The organism is Corynebacterium sp. HMSC070H05 (genome assembly GCF_001837615.1).
GTDB classification, from domain to species: domain Bacteria; phylum Actinomycetota; class Actinomycetes; order Mycobacteriales; family Mycobacteriaceae; genus Corynebacterium; species Corynebacterium coyleae.
In genome coordinates this window covers 74,103-95,492 of sequence record NZ_KV833338.1, presented here as the reverse complement: position 1 = coordinate 95,492, position 21,390 = coordinate 74,103, and the positions used below count along the sequence as shown (strand labels likewise).

At 64.1% G+C, this 21,390-nt stretch carries 20 protein-coding genes, 1 tRNA gene and 1 pseudogene; 3 read left to right on the top strand and 19 right to left on the bottom strand.

Going from position 1 to position 21,390, the window contains the following annotated elements:
- From HMPREF2617_RS06945 to HMPREF2617_RS06905, 9 genes and pseudogenes are all read right to left on the bottom strand, one after another.
- Positions 1-471: pseudogene (locus HMPREF2617_RS06945) on the bottom strand (HNH endonuclease); the annotation flags it as partial.
- 78 nt (positions 472-549) lie between these two features.
- Positions 550-1,332, bottom strand: a complete 783-nt coding sequence (locus HMPREF2617_RS06940) for a putative hydro-lyase (RefSeq protein ID WP_070840387.1) — start codon at positions 1,330-1,332, stop codon at positions 550-552.
- Between the two features lie 10 nt (positions 1,333-1,342).
- Positions 1,343-2,512: an NRAMP family divalent metal transporter gene (locus tag HMPREF2617_RS06935; protein ID WP_083291999.1), complete on the bottom strand. Its 1,170-nt coding sequence runs from the start codon at positions 2,510-2,512 to the stop codon at positions 1,343-1,345.
- A gap of 189 nt (positions 2,513-2,701) precedes the next feature.
- The gene (locus tag HMPREF2617_RS06930; protein WP_070614884.1) at positions 2,702-3,025 is read right to left on the bottom strand and encodes a putative quinol monooxygenase; all 324 of its coding nucleotides are present in this window, start codon (positions 3,023-3,025) and stop codon (positions 2,702-2,704) included.
- A gap of 20 nt (positions 3,026-3,045) precedes the next feature.
- Entirely contained in the window at positions 3,046-4,842 is a 1,797-nt protein-coding gene (locus HMPREF2617_RS06925; protein WP_070840385.1) for an ABC-F family ATP-binding cassette domain-containing protein, read from the bottom strand.
- 27 nt (positions 4,843-4,869) lie between these two features.
- Positions 4,870-5,814: a 4-(cytidine 5'-diphospho)-2-C-methyl-D-erythritol kinase gene (locus tag HMPREF2617_RS06920; RefSeq protein ID WP_070840384.1), complete on the bottom strand. Its 945-nt coding sequence runs from the start codon at positions 5,812-5,814 to the stop codon at positions 4,870-4,872.
- Positions 5,807-6,649 carry a 16S rRNA (adenine(1518)-N(6)/adenine(1519)-N(6))-dimethyltransferase RsmA gene (rsmA, locus tag HMPREF2617_RS06915; RefSeq protein WP_070840383.1) on the bottom strand — a complete coding sequence of 281 codons (843 nt, stop codon included), beginning with the start codon at positions 6,647-6,649 and terminating at the stop codon, positions 5,807-5,809. Before rsmA ends, HMPREF2617_RS06920 begins: the two co-directional genes overlap by 8 nt.
- Complete coding sequence (locus HMPREF2617_RS06910) at positions 6,650-7,789, bottom strand: resuscitation-promoting factor (protein WP_070840382.1); 1,140 nt, start codon at positions 7,787-7,789, stop codon at positions 6,650-6,652.
- A gap of 96 nt (positions 7,790-7,885) precedes the next feature.
- Positions 7,886-8,722 carry a TatD family hydrolase gene (locus tag HMPREF2617_RS06905; protein WP_070840381.1) on the bottom strand — a complete coding sequence of 279 codons (837 nt, stop codon included), beginning with the start codon at positions 8,720-8,722 and terminating at the stop codon, positions 7,886-7,888.
- Positions 8,723-8,734: 12 nt separating this feature from the next.
- On the opposite strand from HMPREF2617_RS06905, the gene HMPREF2617_RS06900 reads away from it, so the two are divergent.
- Entirely contained in the window at positions 8,735-9,127 is a 393-nt protein-coding gene (locus HMPREF2617_RS06900) for a DUF3806 domain-containing protein (protein ID WP_070771642.1), read from the top strand.
- A 2-nt stretch (positions 9,128-9,129) separates the two neighbouring features.
- Here HMPREF2617_RS06900 and metG read toward each other — a convergent pair whose 3' ends face one another.
- The 3 genes from metG to rsmI form a co-directional block, all read right to left on the bottom strand.
- Positions 9,130-10,977 (bottom strand): methionine--tRNA ligase, encoded by a 1,848-nt coding sequence (metG, locus tag HMPREF2617_RS06895; protein WP_246821712.1) that lies wholly within the window; start codon positions 10,975-10,977, stop codon positions 9,130-9,132.
- A gap of 81 nt (positions 10,978-11,058) precedes the next feature.
- On the bottom strand, positions 11,059-12,867 hold the full coding sequence (locus HMPREF2617_RS06890; RefSeq protein WP_083323239.1) for a BCCT family transporter: 1,809 nt from the start codon (positions 12,865-12,867) through the stop codon (positions 11,059-11,061).
- A gap of 97 nt (positions 12,868-12,964) precedes the next feature.
- Positions 12,965-13,825 carry a 16S rRNA (cytidine(1402)-2'-O)-methyltransferase gene (gene rsmI, locus HMPREF2617_RS06885; protein ID WP_070570927.1) on the bottom strand — a complete coding sequence of 287 codons (861 nt, stop codon included), beginning with the start codon at positions 13,823-13,825 and terminating at the stop codon, positions 12,965-12,967.
- Between the two features lie 40 nt (positions 13,826-13,865).
- Here rsmI and HMPREF2617_RS06880 point away from each other — a divergent pair, with 40 nt between their 5' ends.
- On the top strand, positions 13,866-15,497 hold the full coding sequence (locus HMPREF2617_RS06880) for a dolichyl-phosphate-mannose--protein mannosyltransferase (protein ID WP_371441296.1): 1,632 nt from the start codon (positions 13,866-13,868) through the stop codon (positions 15,495-15,497).
- Here HMPREF2617_RS06880 and HMPREF2617_RS06875 read toward each other — a convergent pair whose 3' ends face one another.
- On the bottom strand, positions 15,498-16,133 hold the full coding sequence (locus HMPREF2617_RS06875; protein WP_070483668.1) for a zf-HC2 domain-containing protein: 636 nt from the start codon (positions 16,131-16,133) through the stop codon (positions 15,498-15,500).
- Positions 16,126-16,533, bottom strand: a complete 408-nt coding sequence (locus HMPREF2617_RS06870) for a DoxX family protein (protein WP_070483670.1) — start codon at positions 16,531-16,533, stop codon at positions 16,126-16,128. Before HMPREF2617_RS06870 ends, HMPREF2617_RS06875 begins: the two co-directional genes overlap by 8 nt.
- 52 nt (positions 16,534-16,585) lie before the next feature.
- On the opposite strand from HMPREF2617_RS06870, the gene HMPREF2617_RS06865 reads away from it, so the two are divergent.
- Positions 16,586-17,215: a DNA-3-methyladenine glycosylase I gene (locus tag HMPREF2617_RS06865; RefSeq protein ID WP_141763026.1), complete on the top strand. Its 630-nt coding sequence runs from the start codon at positions 16,586-16,588 to the stop codon at positions 17,213-17,215.
- Here HMPREF2617_RS06865 and HMPREF2617_RS06860 read toward each other — a convergent pair.
- The 5 genes from HMPREF2617_RS06860 to glp all read right to left on the bottom strand — a co-directional run bounded on the left by HMPREF2617_RS06860 (position 17,212) and on the right by glp (position 21,366).
- Positions 17,212-17,823, bottom strand: a complete 612-nt coding sequence (locus tag HMPREF2617_RS06860; RefSeq protein ID WP_070829946.1) for a cation efflux transmembrane domain-containing protein — start codon at positions 17,821-17,823, stop codon at positions 17,212-17,214. The genes HMPREF2617_RS06865 and HMPREF2617_RS06860 overlap by 4 nt on opposite strands.
- A gap of 43 nt (positions 17,824-17,866) precedes the next feature.
- Positions 17,867-17,939: transfer RNA gene (locus HMPREF2617_RS06855), tRNA-Ala, on the bottom strand.
- A gap of 75 nt (positions 17,940-18,014) precedes the next feature.
- On the bottom strand, positions 18,015-19,268 hold the full coding sequence (gene glpR, locus HMPREF2617_RS06850; protein WP_141763025.1) for a divisome protein SepX/GlpR: 1,254 nt from the start codon (positions 19,266-19,268) through the stop codon (positions 18,015-18,017).
- A gap of 138 nt (positions 19,269-19,406) precedes the next feature.
- A complete protein-coding gene (locus tag HMPREF2617_RS06845; protein ID WP_070421481.1) occupies positions 19,407-20,045 on the bottom strand; it encodes a GNAT family N-acetyltransferase in 639 nt (212 codons plus the stop codon).
- A 10-nt stretch (positions 20,046-20,055) separates the two neighbouring features.
- The gene (glp, locus tag HMPREF2617_RS06840; protein WP_070421417.1) at positions 20,056-21,366 is read right to left on the bottom strand and encodes a molybdotransferase-like divisome protein Glp; all 1,311 of its coding nucleotides are present in this window, start codon (positions 21,364-21,366) and stop codon (positions 20,056-20,058) included.
- Positions 21,367-21,390: the final 24 nt, after the last annotated feature.

Below are 21,390 nucleotides of genomic sequence, written 5' to 3'. Positions count from 1 at the left end.
ATCAATCCCTAACCGCCCGGCGTGCTCCATATCGGAGATCTCCCGCTCGTCATACGTCAGATGCAGGGTGCGTTTGCCGTTTCGCGACGGACCAAACTTCGCCGCATCCACCGCCGGTGTCTTATCCGCCGGCACCAACGTACGGGCTGCAGCCTCAATCGCCCGATACCCACCTTCGACCTCAAGTAAGGCCAGGCGCAGCGCCCACCGCTGGGAAGCAACCTTTACCGGTGCGATACGACGCTCGATCAACACCAGCTCGTCGAGGGAGAAACCCCGCGCTAAAGAACTGGCTGTCTTTTGCTTGCGGGTGAACTTGGTGCGCCCGAAGTACACATCCCGCAGCCGCGACCAGGCACGCGCACGATCCGGAGCGAAGCCCGAGGCGAGTGCAACATCAAGGTCGAAGTCAGCCAGCGTCTCTAACGCTGCGGCCGACATCGCCTGCACTAACACCTCGAACGAATTCATGCCCAAGACGCTAGACCAAACCCGCAACCCACCTCTGCGAGCCTGTGAAATTTACAAAAACGCCCCTGTGGATAACCCCTAAGGCACCTGGTAGGCGAGGTCGCGGGCGTCGGTGACGAGCATCTTGCCCGGCGCGTGACAGATTGCCAGATCGGGCTTCGACGACATCACAATCGACTGCGGCGTGACCCCACACGCCCAGAACACCGGCACGGTCCCGGCCGGAATGTCCACGGCGGAGCCGAAGTCGGGCGAACCGAGATCAGCGATACCAATTGCGGCCGGATCCCCCACGTGCACGGGCGCACCATGCACGGCTGGGTAGCGCGACGTGATCCGTACGGCGTCAGACACCTGCGAGGCCGGAATCGGCCGCATGGAGACGACCATCTTGCCGGAGAACACTCCGGCGGGTTCGCAGTCGATGTTGGTCATATACATCGGCACGTTGCGCCCCTGCTCGATGTGCGCGACGGGAACCCCGTTGTCCAGCAGCGCCGCCTCGAAGGTGAATGAGCAGCCGATGAGAAACGCGACGGTGTTGTCGGTCCAGTATTCGGTGGCGTTGAGGGGTTCGTCGATAAGCGAGCCGTCCTTGAACACGCGGTAGGCGGGAATGTCGGTGCGAATATCGCCACCCGCGAGTAGCGACGACGCCACCTGCCCCGGCTCCAACACCCCCAGGATCGGGCACGGCTTCGGGTTGCGCTGCGCGAACAGCAGGAAATCGAACGCGTACTTCTTATCCAGCGCGATCAGGTTGGCTTGGGCGTAACCAGCGGAAAAGCCCGCCGTTGTCGGCACCTCGGTGGTGCGGAACAACGCGCGGGCTTGCGCTGGGGTCATAGAGGCGGGGTGCATGCCCTTCAGACTACGCCCACAACTTCGGCAGGGTGCTGATCGAGCTCCAGCCCATCCACGCGCAACCAACCAGCGTGATCGCACCGACGATGAGCATCCACATCGGCGGCTTGTAGCCACGCAGCAGGTCCTTGCGGAAGAAACCGACGTAGAGGACGACGGCGAAACCGATCGGCAGGATCAGACCGTTGAAGGCGCCTGCGAAGATGAGGAGCTTCTGCGGTGCAGAGCCAACGAACAGGTAGATGACCGTGGAGATGACGATGAAGCCGACGGTGAGCCAGCCGCGCTTCTTCGGGTCGAAGCCCTGCTTGGTCAAAAACGAGATCGAGGTGAACGACGCGCCGATGACCGAGGACAGGCCCGCGGCCCACAGGACGAGGCCGAACATGCGGCGTCCCATGTCGCCTGCGGCTTGGTAGAAGACGTCTGCGGCGGTGTTGTCCTTGGACAGTGCAACGCCCGTTGCGACGACACCCAGCACCGCGAGGAACAACAGCACGCGCATGATGCCGGTGACGATGATGCCGGTGACCGAGGAGCGGGAGATGTAGTCGAGGTTTTCGGGGCCGGTGTGGCCGGCGTCGATAATCCTGTGCACGCCGGCGAACACGATGTAGCCGCCGACGGAACCGCCGATGAGTGTGGTGATGACCTTGAAGTCCACGGCGTCCGGGGCGACGGATTGGCGCATCGCCTCCGCTACTGGCGGGTTTGAGGAGATGGCGACGTAGAGCATGAGCAGGATCATCAGTGCGCCGAGGATGCCGACGAGGACGTCGAGGGCGGCGCCGGCGCGCTTCCAGAGGAACACGCAGATGGCGATGATGGCGGAGATGGCGCCACCGATCTTCGGGTCGACGGTGTCGCCGGTAAGCGCTTGGACGCCGAGGCCGGTGCCGGCAATGTTGCCGATGTTAAAGACGAGTCCGCCGATGCCGACGAGGATGGCCAAAAACCAGCCGAGGCCCGGCAGCACCGCGTTGGCAAGTTCGCTGGCGCGCAGGCCGGAAACGCCGAGGATGCGCCAGACGTTCAATTGGATGACGATGTCCACGATGATGGACAGCAGGATGGCGAACGCGAACGCCGCGCCCATCTGCACGGTGAATACGGAGGTTTGGGTGAGGAAGCCCGGCCCGATGGCAGAGGTGGCCATCAGGAAGATGGCGCCGACCATGGGGCCGATGCCTCGTGCCGCTGCTGGCGGCTTGGTGGGAACCTCGGCTGCGGTTGAACCGCCGGTGTTGGGGTTTGGAGCGGTCACGGGGGCACTCCTTTCAATGACGGGAATGTGACGTGGGTGATATTAGGGCATAAAAGCGCCCTGGGTGACACCTCGTCACACATCGTCACACCCGGGTTACCCCTAGTCGACTTTGAATTCCGCCATCTTGTCCCATTCGGTTTTGCCTTCGATGAGGGTGTTAATGATGGTCGGGGTTTCCGCCAAGATGGTCGGGAAGAATTCTTGTGCTGCCTTGAAGTGGTCGGAGTTGACGTGGGCTTCGGCGGCGTCGTCGTGGAATGCTTCGATGAGCAGGTATTCGTCGGGGTTGTCTTCGTTGCGGTACCAGTCGAAGAAGATGTTGCCTTCTTCGGCGCGGGAGGCGTCGGTGAAGTCTTTGACCAGTTCGCGGAAGTTCTCGACGTGTTCGGGCAGGGGCTTGAATCGTACGTTGATCAGAATCATGCGCCCCACCCTACGCGGAGTTAGCTTTCGAGCTGCTCGCCGAGTTCGAGCCATTCCATTTCGAGTTCCTCGCGGGTGTCTTTGGCGGCGTTGAGTTCTTTGGTTTTGGCGCCGATGGCGTCGAAGTCGCCGGCCTCGGACAGTGCGGTGATCTCGGCTTCGAGTGCTTCTGCCCGCTCGCTTTCCTTGGCGATCTTGCGCTCGAGCGCCTTCATTTGTTTGCGGATTTCGCGTTGTTCTTGCGAGCTCAAGCCTTCTTGCTTGTCGACGACGCCCTCGCCCCGGTCGCCCAAATCGAGCGGGCCTGCGTCTGTGGCTTCGGCGGCGCGGCGGTCCAGGTACTGCTGGATGCCGCCGGGCAGGTTGGTTAAGGTGCCGTCGCCGAACAGGGCGTAGGTGGTGTCCGCGATGCGTTCGATGAGGTAGCGGTCGTGGGAGATAACCACGAGCGTGCCGGGCCAGGAGTCGAGGAGGTTTTCTAGCTCTTGGAGGGTGTCGATGTCGAGATCGTTGGTGGGCTCGTCGAGAAGCAAGATGTTCGGCTCGGCCATGAGCACGCGTGTGAGTTGGAGGCGACGGCGTTCGCCGCCGGAGAGGTCGCGCACGGGGGTGCGTTGGCGTTTCGGGGAGAAGCCGAGGCGTTCGGCGAGTTGGGAGGCGGACATTTCGCCTTTGCCGAAGGAGATGTAGGTGGCGACATCCTCGACGGCGTCGATGACGCGGCGTTCCGGGTCGAGGTCGTCGAGTTCTTGGCGCAGCCAGCCGATGCGTGCGGTTTGGCCTTCGATGCGTTTACCTGCGGCGAGTGGGTATTCGCCGGCAAGGGTGCGCAGCAGGGTGGTTTTGCCGGAGCCGTTCACGCCGACAAGGCCGATGCGCTCTCCGGGTGCGAGGCGCCAGGTGAGGTGGTCGACGAGTGTGCGGCCGTCGGGGGCGTCGATGCGTGCGTCTTCGAGTTCGATGACGACGCGGCCTTGGCGTTGCTTGGAAAACGCCATGAGTTCGACGGTGTCGCGCGGCGGCGGGACGTCTTTGATCAGGGCTTCTGCGGCTTCGATGCGGTAGCGCGGCTTCGAGGTACGGGCAGGTGCGCCGCGGCGCAGCCACGCGAGTTCCTTCCGCGCGAGGTTTTGGCGGCGCTGTTCGATGGCGTCGGCTTGGCGGGCACGTTCGGCGCGCGCGAAGGTCCAGTCGTTGTAGCCGCCTTCGTAGACATCGACGGTGCCGTCGTGGACTTCCCAGGTCAGGGTGGCCACGGTGTCGAGGAACCAGCGATCGTGCGTGACGACGACCACCGCCACCTTGCGCGACAACAAATGGTCAGCGAGCCACTGCACGCCTTCGACGTCGAGGTGGTTGGTTGGCTCGTCGAGCACGACCAGGTCGAGGTCCTGCACGAGTGCCGCGGCGAGGTTCACGCGGCGACGCTCGCCACCAGAGAGGTTGCCTACCGGGGTGTCCAGGCCGAGCTCGGCCACGCCGGTGCCTTGAAGGACCTCGCGCACCTTGGCGTTAGAAGCCCACTCGAAGGTTTGCAGTCCGAGCGGTTCGACGACGGCTTGGCCGACGGTGAGGGTTTCGTCGAGGTCGAAACGCTGGGTGACCACTGCCATGCGCAGGCCCGAGTTGTGGGAGACGCGGCCCGCGTCGGGTTCCTCGATGCCGGTGAGCACTTCAAGCAGGGTGGTTTTGCCGCCACCGTTGACGCCGACGATGCCGATGCGGTCGTTGGTTTGCACGCCGAGGGAGACACCGTCGAGCAGGGTTTTCAGCCCCCACGTTTTGGAGACGTTTTCAAGGTTGATCAGGTTAGCCATATCGGGTGCATAGTCTACGCACCCTGCCTAATCGGCGGTCTCGAGCACCGCGCCGCGGTCGGGCCCTTCGGCGACGAAGATCTCGTAGCCCTCGAATCGCTCCGCCAAGTGTTCGGCGACCCATTGGGCGTGCTCGAGGCTTTCGCACAGCACCGCGACCGTGGGCCCGGAGCCGGACACGATGGCGCGCAGGCCTGCTTCGTTGGCAGCGTCGATAAGCCGCTTGAGTTGCGGGCGCATCGACAGCGCTGCCGCGTCGAGGTCGTTGTGCAGCACCTCTGCCACCCGCGCCGCGTCGCCCGAGGTCAACGCCTGGGACAGGCCTGCGGTGTTGAGGTGTGGGACGAGGGCTGGGTTGCCGTGACGCAGGTCGTCGAGAAGCGAAAATGCTCCTCCGGTGGAAATACCCACCTTGGGGTTGACGAACACCCAGTTCAAGCGCCCGCGCGACAGCATTTCGACGAGTTCATCTCCCCGGCCGGTGCCGAGTGCTGTGCCGCCCATGAGCGAAAATGGCACGTCAGCGCCGAGCGACGCTGCCAACTCGTGCAACGTCTCAGCCGTAAGCGGCTCGCCGTGATCAGCCACGAGCGCGTTCGCGGCGACCAGTGCAGCGGCAGCGTCGGCGGAACCGCCCGCCATCCCGCCAGCGACGAAGACGTGCTTGGCCACCTCGATGTGGACCTCCGGAAGGGCAATCCCGGCGCGCTCGGCCACTGCGTTGACCGCACGCCACGCCAGGTTGGTTGGCCCGTCGATGCTTTCTTCCGGCTCGTCGACGTAAAACGTGGTCTGCATGGAGCGCACGATGGGGCCCTCGGTGAGCGTGTCGGAGGCGATAATCGTGACCACTTCGCGGCGGTCCACGGCGTGGAAGACGCTGACCAGGTCGTGATAGCCGTCGGCGCGGGCCTCCCCTACTCCGAGGTGGAGGTTGACCTTGCCTGGTGCGGAGGCGACGTACTTACGCATGGCCTAACTGTACAAAGTCGGCCACGGTAAGTTTTTCACCACGCAGGCCTGGGTCGATTCCCGCTGCGCGAAGGGCCGCTTCGGCGTTTGCGGGCGAGCCGTAGATGCCCGCAAGTGTGGAGCGAAGCGTCTTGCGACGTTGCGCGAAGGCGGCGTCCACGATCGGGAAGACGCGCTCGCGGAGTTCGCGCGGGTTGTCGTCGTTGACGTCAATGCGCACGAGCCCCGATTCGATGTTCGGCGCGGGCCAGAAGACGTGCTTGCCAATCGTGCCGGCGCGCGAGACGTCCCCGTAGAACGCAGCTTTGACACTCGGCACGCCGTAGATCTTGGAGCCGGGCACCGCGGCGAGGCGGTCGGCGACTTCCTTTTGCACCATGACCAGCACGCGCCTGATCGTGGGGAACTCCTCCAGCAGGTGCAACAGCACTGGCACGGAGACGTTGTACGGCAGGTTGGCCACCAGCGCGGTTGGTGCGACGTTGAGGTCTTCGCGGCGCACCTTCAACGCGTCGGTATTGATCACGGTGAGGCGCTCCGCGTACTCGGGCGCACGCGCCTGAACGGTTGCCGGCAGCCGTCCCGCGAGACGTGGGTCGATTTCAAGCGCGACGACCCGCGAGACCGTATCGACGAGTCCGAGCGTGAGTGATCCCAGGCCTGGGCCGACCTCCACGACGACGTCGTCAGGCGAAAGCTCTGCGGCGCCGACGATCATGCGCACGGTGTTCGGGTCGTGCAGAAAGTTCTGCCCCAGCTTCTTTGTGGGCGTGACGTCGAGTTCTGCCGCGAGTTCGCGGATCTCGGCCGGGCCGAGCAGCTGCGCGCCCGCCATTTAGCGCAGGCCCAGACGGGCGGTGCAGGCAGGCCACGCGCCCCAGCCCTGGGCGGCTTGGGTGCGCTCGGCGATGGCGATCTGCTGTTCGCGGGTTGCCAGGTCGGCGGTCGGCGCGAAGGCGGTGCCGCCGTAGGCTGCCCAGGTGCCCGGGTTGAACTGCAGGCCACCGTGGTAGCCGTTGCCGGTGTTGATGGACCAGTTGCCGCCGGATTCGCAGGCTGCGATCGCGTCCCAGACGGAACCGTTAGCCACGGCAGGGGCTGCCGCGCCGGTGTTGCCGGTCGGCTTGGTGCCACGCGCGATGACGGCGGGCTTGCCCTTCTTGGTTTCCTTCTCCTCGGCGACGCCTTCGGATTCGACAACACCGTTGACGGTCACGGTGCGGTGGATGATCTGCTTTTCGCCCTGCACGCCTTCTTCGCGGACTTCTTCGGTGCCTTCGTCGAGGGTGTCGTCGTCAATGTATTCGGCGGGTTCTTCCACCGCGACGGTCTCTGGGCGGTCGATGGTGTTGACGCGGTCGAGGACGATTTCCATGCCGGGCACGATGGCATCGGCGAGCGCATGGTTCAAACGGTCGTCGCTATCGAAGGTGACGCCACGCGCCGACAGCAGGTCGCCGACGGTTTTGGCTGCGGCGGAAACGTAGGTGAGGTTGCCGCCGTCGCGAAGTGCCACGATCTTCGGGGTGGTCACGTCCACGTTGAGGCCTTCGGTGACCGTCTCGTCGCGGTCGATGTCCACGCCCGCGGCGGAGGTAACGCCGGCTTCCTCGAGCAGTTCGCCGACGGTGCTGGCGGTCGAGGTGATCTGCTGGGAAACACCGTCGACGACGACGGCGACCGGCTTGGCGGTGCGCACGGTGACGGTATCGCCGCGTGAGATCTTCTCCCCCGGCGCTGGGTAGACGAGGTCCTGCGGGTCAACGTCAACGCCTGCAGACTGCAGTACGCCTGCGACGTCGGCGGCGTAGGTGCGGACGTTGGTTTCCTCACCGTTGACATCCACGGTGATTTGCTTCTGGGAGGCCAGCGCGGTGCCCGCACCACCGACGAGCACGGCGCCGGCGACAGTGCCAACCGCGACGCGTTTTGCGGCGGAGTTCTTCGGGTTGATCCGCTTGATCTGACGAGACATTCGCGCTTCCTCCGAGGGGTTAACGTAAAGCAACTTCGGTAACAATACGGTAACGCCCGCCGGGACACAAGGACCGACGCGCACTAATGTTCCAGGTCACACCCCGTAGACGTGTGAAAACGTCTCACTGATATCACGTGCCACATCGGCCACATCCATGTTGCGGACTTCGGCCAACACCTTCGCGGTGTGGCCGATAAGCGATGGCTCGTTGCGCGCGCCGCGCAACGGCTCCGGCGTCATGTACGGCGCGTCGGTCTCCACCAACAACTGGCCGGCAGGCGCCAGGCGGGCGGCCTCGCGCAGTTCCTCGTTGCGTTTGAACGTGACATTGCCGGCGAAGCTCAGCACGTAGCCACGCTCGATCGCCTCGCGTGCCACGTCCAGTGGCGAGGAGAAGCAGTGCAAGATGACGTGTTCGGGGCGCGGGGCGTCGTCGAGAATCCGCATGATCTCCGCATCACCCTCGCGGTTGTGGATCATCAGCGCCTTACCGGACTCGCAGGCCAGGTCGATGTGGAAGCGAAACGCCTCCTCCTGCACGTCCAGCGGTGCGGTGCGTTCCGCGTCGTGTTTGAGCCAGTACGTATCGATGCCGGTCTCCCCCACCGCCACGCAACGCGCGTCGGCGGCCATGGTCTGTAGGCGGGCACGCGCGTCGTCGTCAAGTTCATGCGCCCTGGTCGGATGGATCGCGCACGCGGCAAACACGCGCTCGTTGAGATGTGCGGCCTGAAGCGCAAGCTCCGCTTCGTCGAGGCCATCGCCGACAGTGCAGATGCGCTCGACCCCGGCGGCTACGGCACGCTGGACAAACGCGTCGATCTCTTCCGCGGTACGTGCGCCGCAGGACGCGAGGTGCGTGTGTGCATCGACGAGCCCGGCAATCGGCTCGGCGGGCACGGGAGTGGGACGTGGCTTCTTTTTGCTCATACGATGCACCCTATGGCATTTGAAGACATTGACTCAGCCACCCGCACCCAAATTGAGGCCGACCTGGCCGAAGCCGCCGGGCGTGGCATCAACGGTTCCCCGGCGGATATCGTCGCCTCGTTCGAGGAGGAACTTGCCGATTACCTGGCGCTTCCTCGCGATGTGCAGCGTGCGTTTCCTCGCGGCGAAACCGCCCGCATCTACGGCACCGCACTCGGCGAGGCGCTCGTGCGGGAGGGCTTTTCGTGGCAATTGCTTATCGACGACTACGGGACCGATCTTGTCGTCGTCAAGAATCCCGGCGGCGCGGACGAGAAGTACACCGCCCCGCTCGTCGTCGTGGACCAGCGCTTTGAAGACGAAGAACCCGGCAAACTCACCGGGTTCCTCAACCAGTTTCTCTAGGCCTACTTCTGCACCGGCGCCCACTCCGGGCCGGTCTCGCCAAGTTCAGCATCGAGCTTGGCAATCAGCGGCTGCGGCTTAGCCAACTCGGTGCCCGGGGTGACCTCCACGCGCTGCCACACGGCCTGCTGCTGGGTGTAGTCACCGGTGATGGTCAGGTACTTCTGCCCCTTCTCCGGAAGGCCGACGCCGACGAGGTCGAAGTCGGCGTCGTCGACAATCTCCTCGATGCGCGGCTCAGCAGCCCACACACCACTGCGACCGAGAGTCTCGTGGACCTTCTGGGCGGTGTGCGGCAGGAACGGGGTGAGCATGGCGTTGCAGTCCGACACCACCTGCAGCGCGGTCCACAGCACGGTGGCCAGACGCTCACGCTGGGACTCGTCCTTGGCCAACTTCCACGGCTCCTGCTCGGCGATGTAGGCGTTCGCTTCACCAACGACGTGCATGATCTTGGTGATCGCGTTCTTGAACCGAGCCTCGCTCAGGTCCGCACCGGCGGTAGCAAAGGTTTCTTCCGCAAGGTTCAGAATGCGCTCATCGGACGCTTCCAGCGGGCCCGGCGCGGGCACCTGGCCGAAGTTCTTGTGCGCCATGGACACGGTGCGGTTGACCAGGTTGCCCCAGCCGTTGGCCAGCTCGTTGTTCACGCGACGGACGAACTCGTCCCAGGTGAAGTCGGTGTCATTGTTCTCCGGGCCTGCGACTGCGATGAAGTAGCGCAGCGGATCCGGGCCGAACTCCTTGAGGAAGTCCTTAACGTAAATGACCACGCCCTTCGACGAGGAGAACTTCGAGCCCGACATGGTGAGGAACTCAGAAGAGACAACCTCGGTGGGCAGGTTGAGCTCGCCAAGACTGTGTACCTCGCCGCCCTTGGAGCCCTTGCCCGCGTAGCCAAGCAGCTCCGCCGGCCAGATCTGGGAGTGGAAGGTGATGTTGTCCTTGCCCATGAAGTAGTAGCCCTCGGTGGCTGGGTCCTGCCAGAAGTCCTTCCAGGCCTCCGGCTTGCCAATGTTGTGGGCCCACTCGATGGAGGCAGACAAGTAACCGACGACGGCGTCGAACCAGACGTAGAGCTTCTTCGACGGGTTGTCCTGCCAGCCCTCTACTGGGATCGGGATGCCCCAGTCGATGTCGCGGGTCATGGCGCGCGGACGCATGTCCTCGAGCAGGTTCAGGGAGAATTTCAGCACGTTCGGGCGCCAGTCCTCGCGGGTGGACAGCCACGCCTCGAGTGCGTCGTGGAGCGCCGGCAGGTCGAGCATGTAGTGCTCAGTCTCGACGAACTCCGGGGTCTCGCCGTTAATCTTGGATACCGGGTTGATCAGGTCTGCCGGGTCCAGCTGGTTGCCGCAGGTGTCGCATTGGTCACCGCGGGCATCGGTCGCGCCACAAATCGGGCAGGTGCCCTCGATGTAGCGGTCCGGCAGTGTGCGGCCCGTCGACGGGGAGATCGCACCCTTGGTGGTTTCCTTCACCATGTAGCCGTTAGCGTCCAACCCGCGGAACAGTTCTTGGACCACCGCGTAGTGGTTGCGGGTGGTGGTGCGGGTAAACAGGTCGTAGGACAGGCCAAGGCCTGCGAGGTCTTCCACGATCTGCTTGTTGTAGCGGTCCGCCAATTCCTTGACGCTGACGCCTTCCTTATCCGCCTGGACCAACAGCGGGGTGCCGTGCTCGTCGGTGCCGGAGACCATGAGCACGTTCTTGCCGGCCATTCGCTGGTAGCGGGCGAAGACATCGGACGGGACGCCGAAGCCGGCGACGTGTCCGATGTGGCGCGGGCCGTTTGCGTACGGCCAGGCCACACACACAAGAACGTTCTGGGTGGAATCAGCAGCAGTCATGGCTCCCAGCATAAGTTATGGCCCCGCTAAGCAATGAAACTGCTCTGCGGGGCCAGTAAAGAAGGCGTGAAACGCTACGTGTTAGTTCTTCGCGCGTGGCTTCAGTATCTTCTTCACCTGCTCGCGACGTGCGTCGAGCTGCGCTTGGTCGCGGTGCATGCGGCGCTCAATGGCCAGCTGGCGAGCGAAGCGCTCGTGTTCCTTCTTGTCCAGGTAGATGGTGTCGTTGGACATGTCCTTCACAATCGCGAACATGAGCGCGATGAGGATGAACAGGAACGGTGTTGCGGCCACGATGGTGACGGACTGCAGCGAGTTCAGCGCGTCTGCACCACCGGAGATCAGCAGGGTCAGACCGACGAATGCGGTAGCCACGCCCCACATAGCGGCCAGCCACGGCTTGGCTTCGGTCTTGCCGGACTGGGTCATGGACGCCATCACGGTCGAGGCCGAGTCTGCGGAGGTAATAAAGAAGGTACCCAGCAGCAACAGGGCGAACACGCCGACAACGTAGCCGCCCGGCAGGGCGTGCAGCAGGTTGAACAGCTGTTCCTCGTTGGAGCCGCCGCCGACGATGGACTGGCCATCCTGCTCCATCTTGATGGCGGTGCCGCCGAAGATGGCGAACCATACGGTGGACAGGCCAGCCGGGACGAGCAGGACGCCGAGGCAGAACTCGCGCACGGTGCGGCCGCGGGAGATGCGAGCCAGGAACGTACCGACGAACGGCGACCAGGAGATCCACCACGCCCAGTAGAAGATGGTCCAGCCGGAGAGGAAGTCACCAGCCTGGCCGTCGGAGCTCTCTGCGGTGCGGGCTGCCATTTCGAAGAAGTTCTGCAGGTAGTTACCAAACGCGGTCGGCAGCATGTTCAGCTGCGCAACGGTCGGGCCGAAGACAAAGACGAAGATCGCCAGGATCGCGGCGATGACCATGTTGGCGTTAGACAGCCACTGGATGCCCTTGGACACGCCCGACATTGCGGACAGCAGGAACGCCAGGGTCAACACGGAGACAATACCGATAGTCAGCTTGGTGGATGGGTTGTCCACGAAGCCGGACGCCTCCAGGCCGGAGCTGATCTGCAGCGCGCCAAGGCCCAGGGAGCAGGCGGTGCCGAAGATGGTGGCGAACACAGCGAACGCATCAATGAGACGACCGAGCCAGCCGTCAGCACCCTTCTGTCCGATCAGCGGGATGAAAGCGCTCGACAGCAGCTGCTTGCGGCCAAGGCGGAACGTCGAATACGCAATGGCCAGGCCGAGAATGGCGTACACAGCCCACGGGTGCAGCGTCCAGTGGAACATGGTCTGTGCCATGGCAGCGCCTACTTCACGTTCGTTGTGGCCGGGTACGCCGTCGAGGTACATCGCCAGTGGTTCTGCGGCGCCGTAGAACATCAGGCCGATGCCCATGCCGGCGGCGAACATCATGGCGATCCATGAAGTGGTCTTAAATTCTGGTCGCTCGTCTGCGGTGCCGAGGCGAATGGTGCCGAAGTTCGACGCCGCAATCACGATGACAAAAATGACAAAAATGGTGCCGCCGAGGACGAATGCCCAGCCCAGGTTGTCAATCACCCAGGTGAAGGCGGCATCGGCGAAGTTGGAAAAGCTGTCGGGGGCAGCCAGGCCCCAGCCGACAATTGCCGCGACAATAATGGCCAACGGAATGACAATGCCCCAGTTCACTGGGGCATCTTCTGCATCCGCGGCACGCTCCATGCGCTCTTCCGGGTCGACGTATTCCGTCGCAACGCCGTCGCGGTCGGCGTCGAGCAGCGCAGCAAGTTCGCTGGCTGCAGAAGTTTCTTGGGGTGCGTATTGATCAGTGCTCTGCGTCTCCGCATCGGGATCGTGTGGATCCCTTTGTGAGTCTCGCTGAGACATACGGTTACTCCTTTGAAGTTTTCAGGTGTTTAAAAGTGCCCAAGCAGGCTAACGTAAATAACACCTTTGTGCTAACCGAGTTGTCGCGAGAACTTACTCAACCGCGCGCAGCGAGCGCGGCATCATACAGGTCCCCTACTTTCACGCCGTGCGCTTTGGCGACCTGTTTCGCAGCGTCCTTCATACGCTCGCCCTTTTCGACGAGCTCAAGCACCTTCCCCACCAAATCTTCCGCTTCCGGCTGCTTCGGCTCCCCGCCTTCGATCACAAGCGTGATCTCCCCGCGCACGCCGTCCGCGGCCCACTCGGCAAGTTCCGCTAGGGTGCCGCGCTTGACCTCTTCGTAGGTTTTGGTCAGCTCCCTGCACACCGCGGCGCGGCGTGTACCGCCGAGGACGTCGGCGGCGTCGTCAAGCAACTGCGCGATGCGGTGCGGGGATTCGAAACAGCAGACGGCGCGGCGCTCGTCGACAAGAGTTTCCAGCCAGGCCCGGCGCGCACCAGCTTTGCGGGGCACGAAGCCGTCGAAGATGAAGTGGCCGACGTTGAGCCCGGACAGCGCAAGTGCCGTGGTTACCGCAGACGGGCCCGGGATACAGGTCACGGGGATGCCGGCGTCGTGGGCGGCGGCGACGATCGAATGCCCTGGGTCGGAAACAATCGGCATGCCGGCATCCGTGACGACGAGGACGGTACCGGTGCGGGCGGCGTCGAGAAGCTCACGCGAACGCGCGTCCTCGTTGTGGTCGAAGTTGGACACCACACGCCCGGTGATCTCCACACCGAGTGCCGCAGCCAGCGCGCGGGTGCGACGCGTGTCCTCCGCAGCGACGATATCGGCCCGACCAAGGGCCTGCACGAGCCGTGGAGAGGCGTCCCCGATGTTGCCCAGCGGTGTGGCAGCGAGCACCACTCCGGTAGCTGGGAACTGGGTTTCACGATCATGCTCGGCGGACATAAGCCTGAAGCATACGCGTCAGGCGCTAGTATCTTCGTCCGTGACCACTATCGCGAGCACTTCCAACGCCACTCCGGCGTCAGACGAACCAGGCGCGGCGCGCAAAGTCCGCCCGAGCCGACCGGCCCCCACGGCACCCGTATCGGTGCCGTGGACACGCCGCGACACCATCGCCGCCAGCGTGATCGGTGTCCTCGCGCTGTTTACCAGGTTCCTGGGGCTGACCCAGCCGACAAGTTCCGGCACCCCGGTCTTCGACGAGAAGCACTACGTACCGCAGGGTTGGGACATGGTGCGCAGCTCCTTCAACCCGGTACTCGGCGGCATTGAGTCGAACCCGGGCTACGGCCTGGTCGTGCACCCGCCGCTGGGCAAACAACTACTAGCGATGGGCGAAACCATCTTCGGCTACACCCCACTGGGCTGGCGCATCATGACTGCCCTGTTCGGCGCCGCAGTGGTCGTGTTCGTATTCCTCCTCGCACGGCGCATAAGCCAGTCCACCTCCATCGGTGTGATCGCGGGCATCATCGCGCTTTTCGACGGGGTCCTGCTCGTCGCAGCCAAATTCGGCATGCTGGATATCTTCCAGGTCCTGTTTATCGTCATTGCCGCCTGGACGCTCGCCGGCGACATGCGCGAGGTGCACCACCGCTGGCACGATGCCTGGCTGGCCGGCAAGTTGGACGGCACCGGCCCGTTCGGCCCACGGATGGGCTTCCGCTGGTGGCGCTTCGCCACCGGTGTCGCCCTTGGTCTTGCGCTGTCGGTGAAGTGGTCAGGCCTGTACTACATCATGTTCTTCGGCCTGTTGTCGTCGTTCTGGGACCTCTACCTGCGCCGCCGCTACGGCGTGGAAAAGCCGGTCGCTGGCACCTTGCTTCGCGACGTCCCAGCCGCACTCGCCTCGATCGTGCTCATCCCGGCACTGCTCTACATCTGGTCCTGGCGCGCCTGGTTCGCATCCGAGACCTCTGTGTACCGCCACTCGCTTGCCGACGGCACCATCGCCGGCTCCGACTGGCCCTGGCTGACAAACCTGCCCGATTCCGTCGCTGGCTGGCTGTACTACCACTTCTCCGTCCTGAACTTCCACGCATCCCTGACCTCCTCGAGTGGGCACTCTCACCCGTGGGATTCTAAGCCGTGGGCATGGCTCGTCTCTGCGCGCCCGATCCTCTACTACTCCGCCACTGACTTGGAGTGCAAGGTCGCCCCGGGCGATGGCACCTGCCGCGAGATGATTTACATGTTCGGCACCCCTGCCATCTGGTGGCTCACCGTGCCAGTCCTGCTCTGGGCGTGCTGGGTCTGGCTGACCCGCAAGGACTTCCGCGTCATCGTTCCGGTGATCGCCTTCGCCGCCGGTTTCCTCCCGTGGCTGGCTGCATTCGACCGCCAGATGTACTTCTTCTACGCCACTGCTCTCGTGCCGTTTACGGCGGTGCTGCTTGCACTGGCGGTGGGCAACCTTGCGAAGAAGGGCGGACCCGTGACGTGGAGTTGGGTCAACAAGGTCGCAGGCTTTGAGATGCGCTGGGGCCAACTCGCTGCCGTGGTCTACATCGCCTTGGTCGCGGCAAGCTTCTTCTACTGGTCACCGATTTTCTACGGCCTGCGCATCCCGGATTCCTACTACGAATCCCTCATGTGGCTGCCGAGCTGGAAGTAACTACAACGGGTTGGCGCCGAGAATGCGCCACGCTCGGCGCACTTCCCCGCCGCGGTCCGCGAACCACGTCCACACCAGCGCGATCACGCTGACAAACGGGATGAATACCGCGGCGGGTTCAAACTCACCCGCGCCAAGGACCGCGTCGCGCACCGCGAAGCCGACCGTGAAGGTGAACATCGACCCCACGATCAGCAGCACGCCCGGGATCTGACGCGGCTTCCACGCCGTAAACGCCAGCGCTAGCGCCACACCAAGGCGTACAGACGCGCTAGACGCCACCACCGGCTCTTCCCCACCCGCAACGATGAGGCTGATGGCCCACAGCACCCACGCCACCGCCATGGCGAAAAGCAGAGTGCGCCCGATGGCAAGGCCGAAAGCGCGCCGTTGCGAGAGCTTGCGCCATTCGTCGTCCACGCTTGCCAGGATCACCTCTGACAGATCCTGCGGCGGGGCCATCGCGGGACGCTCCTGCGGCACGAACTCATGGGAGAGCACCAGGGCCTGGTCGAGGAAGGCCTGGCACTCATCACAGCTCGCCAGGTGTGCGTCGACGACGGCGTCGTCGAGACCGGCCGGTTCGCCGTCGATACGCGCAGACAGCGCTGCCTGAACTTCCTCGTGGCTAAGCACGCGTTAACACCCCATCCAAACTCGCACGACCGGTGCCGAACACGATGATGATAAACAACGCCGCAGCTAGCACCAGCGGGTACTCGATCCCGGCGTTTTCCACGAAGAACCCGTTATCCAGGTGCACGAAATACCCCGCAGCGAGCACGAGCAGCGCCAGCACCGACGCGACGATTGTGGTGAGCAGCCCCACTGCCAAAAACGCCCCACCGATAAGTTCAGCGGTACCAGTCAGGTATGCGGACAGTTGTGGCTGCGGCACCCCGAGTGCCGCGAAATCGCGCCCGGTTTGCGCCATGCCGGTGTCAAACCAGTGCTGAAACCCGCGGGCGACAAATACGGTGCCGAGGACAAGACGCAAAAGGAGCAGCGCAAAGTCACGTACGGCAGGCCTATTCATGCCAACGAGCGTACCCGTGGAACCGAACGGGGTAGAAACGAGTCCAATAGTTATGAGTGAAAACAAGATGAACGAAACTGACCAACTTCCAGACACCGCAGGATGGCCCGTCGTCGGCGAAGACGGCCGTGCCCGCCCGCCATGGGCCGCAACCGATCCCCTACTGCGCAACTACTACGACTCCGAATGGGGCGACCCCGTACGCGACGAGCGGGGCATGTTTGAACGCGTCTGCCTCGAGGGCTTCCAGGTGGGCTTGTCGTGGCGGTTGATCCTGCAAAAGCGCGATGCGTTCCGCGACGCCTTCGCAAACTTCGACCCGGAGGTGGTCGCGTGCATGAGCATTGAGCATTTGCTTGACGACGACACCTTGATCCGCAACCGCCGCAAACTCCAAGCCGCCGTGACCAACGCCAAGGCAACACTTGCCCTGCGCGAGGAGGGCACGCACTTGGGCGAGTTCATCTGGTCCTACAAGCCGGAGACAACCCCTGCCCCGCGCACGATGGCGGAAGTCCCGACACAATCCGACGAGTCTGCGCAGTTAGCCAAGGATTTGAAGAAGCGGGGGTTCACCTTCGTGGGACCGGTGACCATGTACGCGCTGATGGAGTCCACCGGCATCTTGGACACGAACCTCATCGGCACGTGGAAGCGTGGCAGATCCGGAGTGTGGGACTAGTCGTCGTCCATTTCGGCGAAGGCGTCCTCGACCGAGTCGTACTCCTCACGGGAGGCCTCCCACACTTCCTTCGCTGCCGAAAAGTTCACCGCAGCGATGATCGCGCCGACGATGATGTCGAACCACGCGGTGTGCCACACGAAGGTCAGCAATCCCGCGACGATGATGAGCACGTTGGCCAACGCGTCGTTGCGTGCCGCGAGCCACGCGCCGGTGGCAAGCGACGAGCCTTCGTCGCGCAGCCGCAGCAGGATCACGGCACAGATCAGGTTGACCGCCAGCGCGCCGAGCGCAACACCGGTCAGCCCTTCCGGTGAGGGTGGCTCTGGGTTCAAAATCTTGACCACCACAGTCACCACGGCTGCCACCGCCGGGATCAAGATCAGGGCGGCGAGGACACTGCCGGCAGCGCGTCGCCTCGAAGCAGGCCATGCAACCGCAACAAACACGAGCAGGTTGATAGCGGTGTCTTCGAGGAAGTCGGCCGAGTCCGCAAACAATGATGCGGAACCAATCGATATCGCAGCGACGAACTCAACGAAGAAGTACGCGAGGTTTAGCAGCGCAACGATGAGCACTGCGCGGACACTGTGACCAATCCTTTCCATAGCGAAAGCCCCGCACGATCGTTCTATCGTGCGGGGCGGAAAGTGGAGCTAAGGGGAATCGAACCCCTGACCTTCGCATTGCGAACGCGACGCTCTACCAACTGAGCTATAGCCCCTCAAGGGCGCCTCTTGAAGGCGATTGCCACGTTACTCCTGCAACCCGATGTGGTTAAATCGCCTGGTTATAAGCACTAGCTGGCGCGTGCAGCGAAGCGGTCGCGGATATCGCGGTAGTCGGCCCGGTCGTGGTCGTCTTCTGGCGGAGTGAAGCGAGAAACGGGCAGTGCGTCGAAGTCGGGGCTGTCGTCGTCAAGATCCAGGATCACCGAGCCCGAGTAGCGACGAGCAACGCGCTCGCGCGAGTTGGCCTCATCACCCAGAGCGACACCCAGGCGCGCGCGACGCAGCTGGCGGAGACGACGCTGGTGCAGTGCGCGCTCCTGCAGCACGGTGTGGCGCAGTGCGATCATGTACCACGCGGTCAGGCCAAGCGCGACGATGTTGAGCGCCCACACCCAGCCACCGGCGACGAACGCGGCCACAAACGTGATCACACACGCTGCAAGCAGACCGAGCAGCGTGCGCTGGCGGCGCTGTTGGCGCGTGGCCTTGGCTGCCTGCTCGCGCTGTGGGTCGTAGCCACCGCGGCCACGACGCGACGCCGCAAATGCGATGTCTGCCTCGTCGACGACATCGTTTTCGGCCGCGTCTTCAGCGTCTGTGTCTGCGTCCACAGCATCCTCAGCGTCGACGGCCTCGACAGCGTCCGCGTTGTCCTCTGCGTCCTCCGCACCATCAGCGTCAGCGACCTCAGCCTCAGCGCCTGTGTCCGTGTCTGCGTCTGTGACGGTGTCTGCGGTGGCGTAGCCCAGGTCCGCCGGCGAGGTGTACGTCTCGTCGAACTCGTAGCGATCTTCCTCGACAGCTTCTTCAGCGGTGTGTTCAGCGCCTTCTTCGTTCTGGACGAGCACAGAGATTGCGGTCGAGCCGCCAGCCTCTGCGGCGACAACACTGGCGGTCTCAGCAGATTCAGCGGTCTCGACAGATTCCTCAGACTCGGCGGGTGCAGCCTCGTCCTGGGATTCAGCGTCAGCCTCGTCGGCGACGTGCTCGATAACTTCGCCATCGACGGTGTTGTCGTCCTGGGCAGCGTCTTCGGCCTGTGCGGATTTGAAGAGGCGCAGGTTCGGGGCGTCGTCGATAAGCACCTGCTCCTCCTCGGCGACAGCCTCGACAACCTCGTAATCGTCATCTGCGTCGTCGTGGCGGTGGATGTCAGCCTGGGTCAGCTTCGGGCGCCGGCGGGTTGCCATGGGGGCGTCGCCACCTTTGTGCAGCACGCGCGTCTCTTCGTAGCCCTCACCGGAGCGGCGAATCGGCTTGTTATTCCCCACCGCCAACGGCGCGAGCACGATCACCCACACGATGAGGATCAAAACGATCAATAAGCTCGAGCTGCCCATCACAGACCTTTCCGCAACTACATGCACCCAATAGACACTTCACGCCACGGTATCGGCACAACCGACACTCGGCGGGTTGGCGCGCCGTGGTCACAGAAAGGAATTCAAAAACCAGACAACCTAGACAAGCCGACCCGCGCGGCGGAGCCGTTGCACCGCGGTCGTGGGATAGTCGTCGATATTGATGGCGACGAAGTGATGGTCACGCCACTGCCCGTCGATGTGCAGGTTGCGTCGCAAATAGCCTTCCTCCACAAAGCCGTTGGTGCGCAGCACCTTGCCAGAGGCAGGATTGCCCGGCAGATACGTCGCCGTCACACGGTGCAGACCCACGCGCCCGAAGGCGTGATCCACGCCGAGTGCACACGCCGCCGACGCGACCCCGCGACCCATATACGGCGAATGCACCCAGTAGCCGATCCAACATTCGGAGACGATCCCGTGCTGGATGTTGCCCAACGTCACTTGGCCGGCAAACGCGCCGTCGACCTCGATGACCATCGGCACCACCGTGCCCTGCTGCGCCATGCGTTTGAGGTTGAGCCACGAGTTGCGCCACGCTGCATGCGAGTGGGCGTCCTCCCAGGTGCCGTCCACTGTGGGCTCGACAGGCGCGAGCCATTGCCTATCGACGACGCGCGTCTCACACCAATCCGCCCCATCACTACCGCGCAGCGGACGCAACTGCACACGCGCACCGTCCGGCAGCCCGACGGCAGGGGTCAGTTCTGGCCAGCCCGGTGTGGGCGGGCGAAACATGGCAAACACGCTAGCTGCGCTGCCGGATGAACTCGACGTCCACCTCGTCGCCCGGGCGCACGTGGGTGGCACCCTCTGGCAAGTGGATCATGGCGTTGGCCTCCGCAAACCCAGCCAGCAAGTGGGTCGGGCCGGCGTCGAGCACGCTCAGCGGCTCCACGAGGTACTCGCCGGTCTCGCTGTCTCGCATGAGGCGGGCGCGAATGTAGCCCCGACGACCGTCGATGGACTCCATCGGACGCAACGAACGCGCACGCACCGTCTGACGCGTGATCGTCGGCGCCCCGAGGGCACGGCGGATGAGTGGCCGGACGATGGTCTCCGTAATCACCAGAGCGCTCACCGGATTCGAGGGCAAGAGGAACACCGGGATCCTCTCCTCCCCCAGCACGCCGAAGCCCTGAACGGAGCCAGGGTGCATGGCAACGCGGGTGGTGTCGATCTGCCCCATCTCGCGCAGGATCTCCTGGATCGCCGCAGCACCGGAGCCACCGACGGCGCCGGTGATGATGATGCACTCGCTCTTATCCACGTAACCGGCGATGGTCTCGCGCATGCGGCGCGGCTCCGCGTTGATGATGCCCGCGCGTTGCACCTCAGCGCCAGCCTCTTCAGCAGCGGCAGCCACAGCGTAGGAAGCGATGTCGAAGACTTGACCCAAACCGGGGTCGCGCTCCAAATCGACGAGTTCCAGACCGTAGCTCATCACCGTCACTCGCGGGCGCGGGTAAACGAGCACCTTGTCGCGACCGGCCGCAGCAGCCAGCCCCACCTGCGCGGGACCGAAGATGGTGCCCTGGCGCACAGCAACGTCGCCGGGCTGGATATCGTCGCCGGCCTTGCGCACAAAGTCACCGGTGCGCACGGGGCGCAGCGGGGTCACACGCTTGCGGCCGCGGTCGGTCCACTCCAGCGGCAACACAGCATCAGCCAGGGTGGGCAGTGGTGCGCCCGTGGCCACACGCACCGCCTGGCGCGGTTGGAGGCGCAGCGGCTTCTGAGATCCGGCGGGCACCTCACCGACGACCGGCAGCGCACGATCGGGCGCCGGGCGCGGGGCCTTCTGCTCTTCGGCGTCCGCTTCGGACTCATCCTCGGCGCCAGCTGCTGGTCGCCTGCGCAGACCTGCGGTACCGCCGACGTCGACGGCGCGAACCGCAAACCCGTCGATGGCAGCCTGAGCAAAACCGGGAACCTGGCGGGTGGCGGCGATTTCCTCCGCGCACCGCAGCCCGAGGGCATCAGTGAGTGCGACGCGGATGGGCTCCGGCGCAACGGCAGCATCAATCACCGCTGCAAGCTGCTCCTCAACGCTGCGCATGGATGTACCCGCCTTACTTTCGCC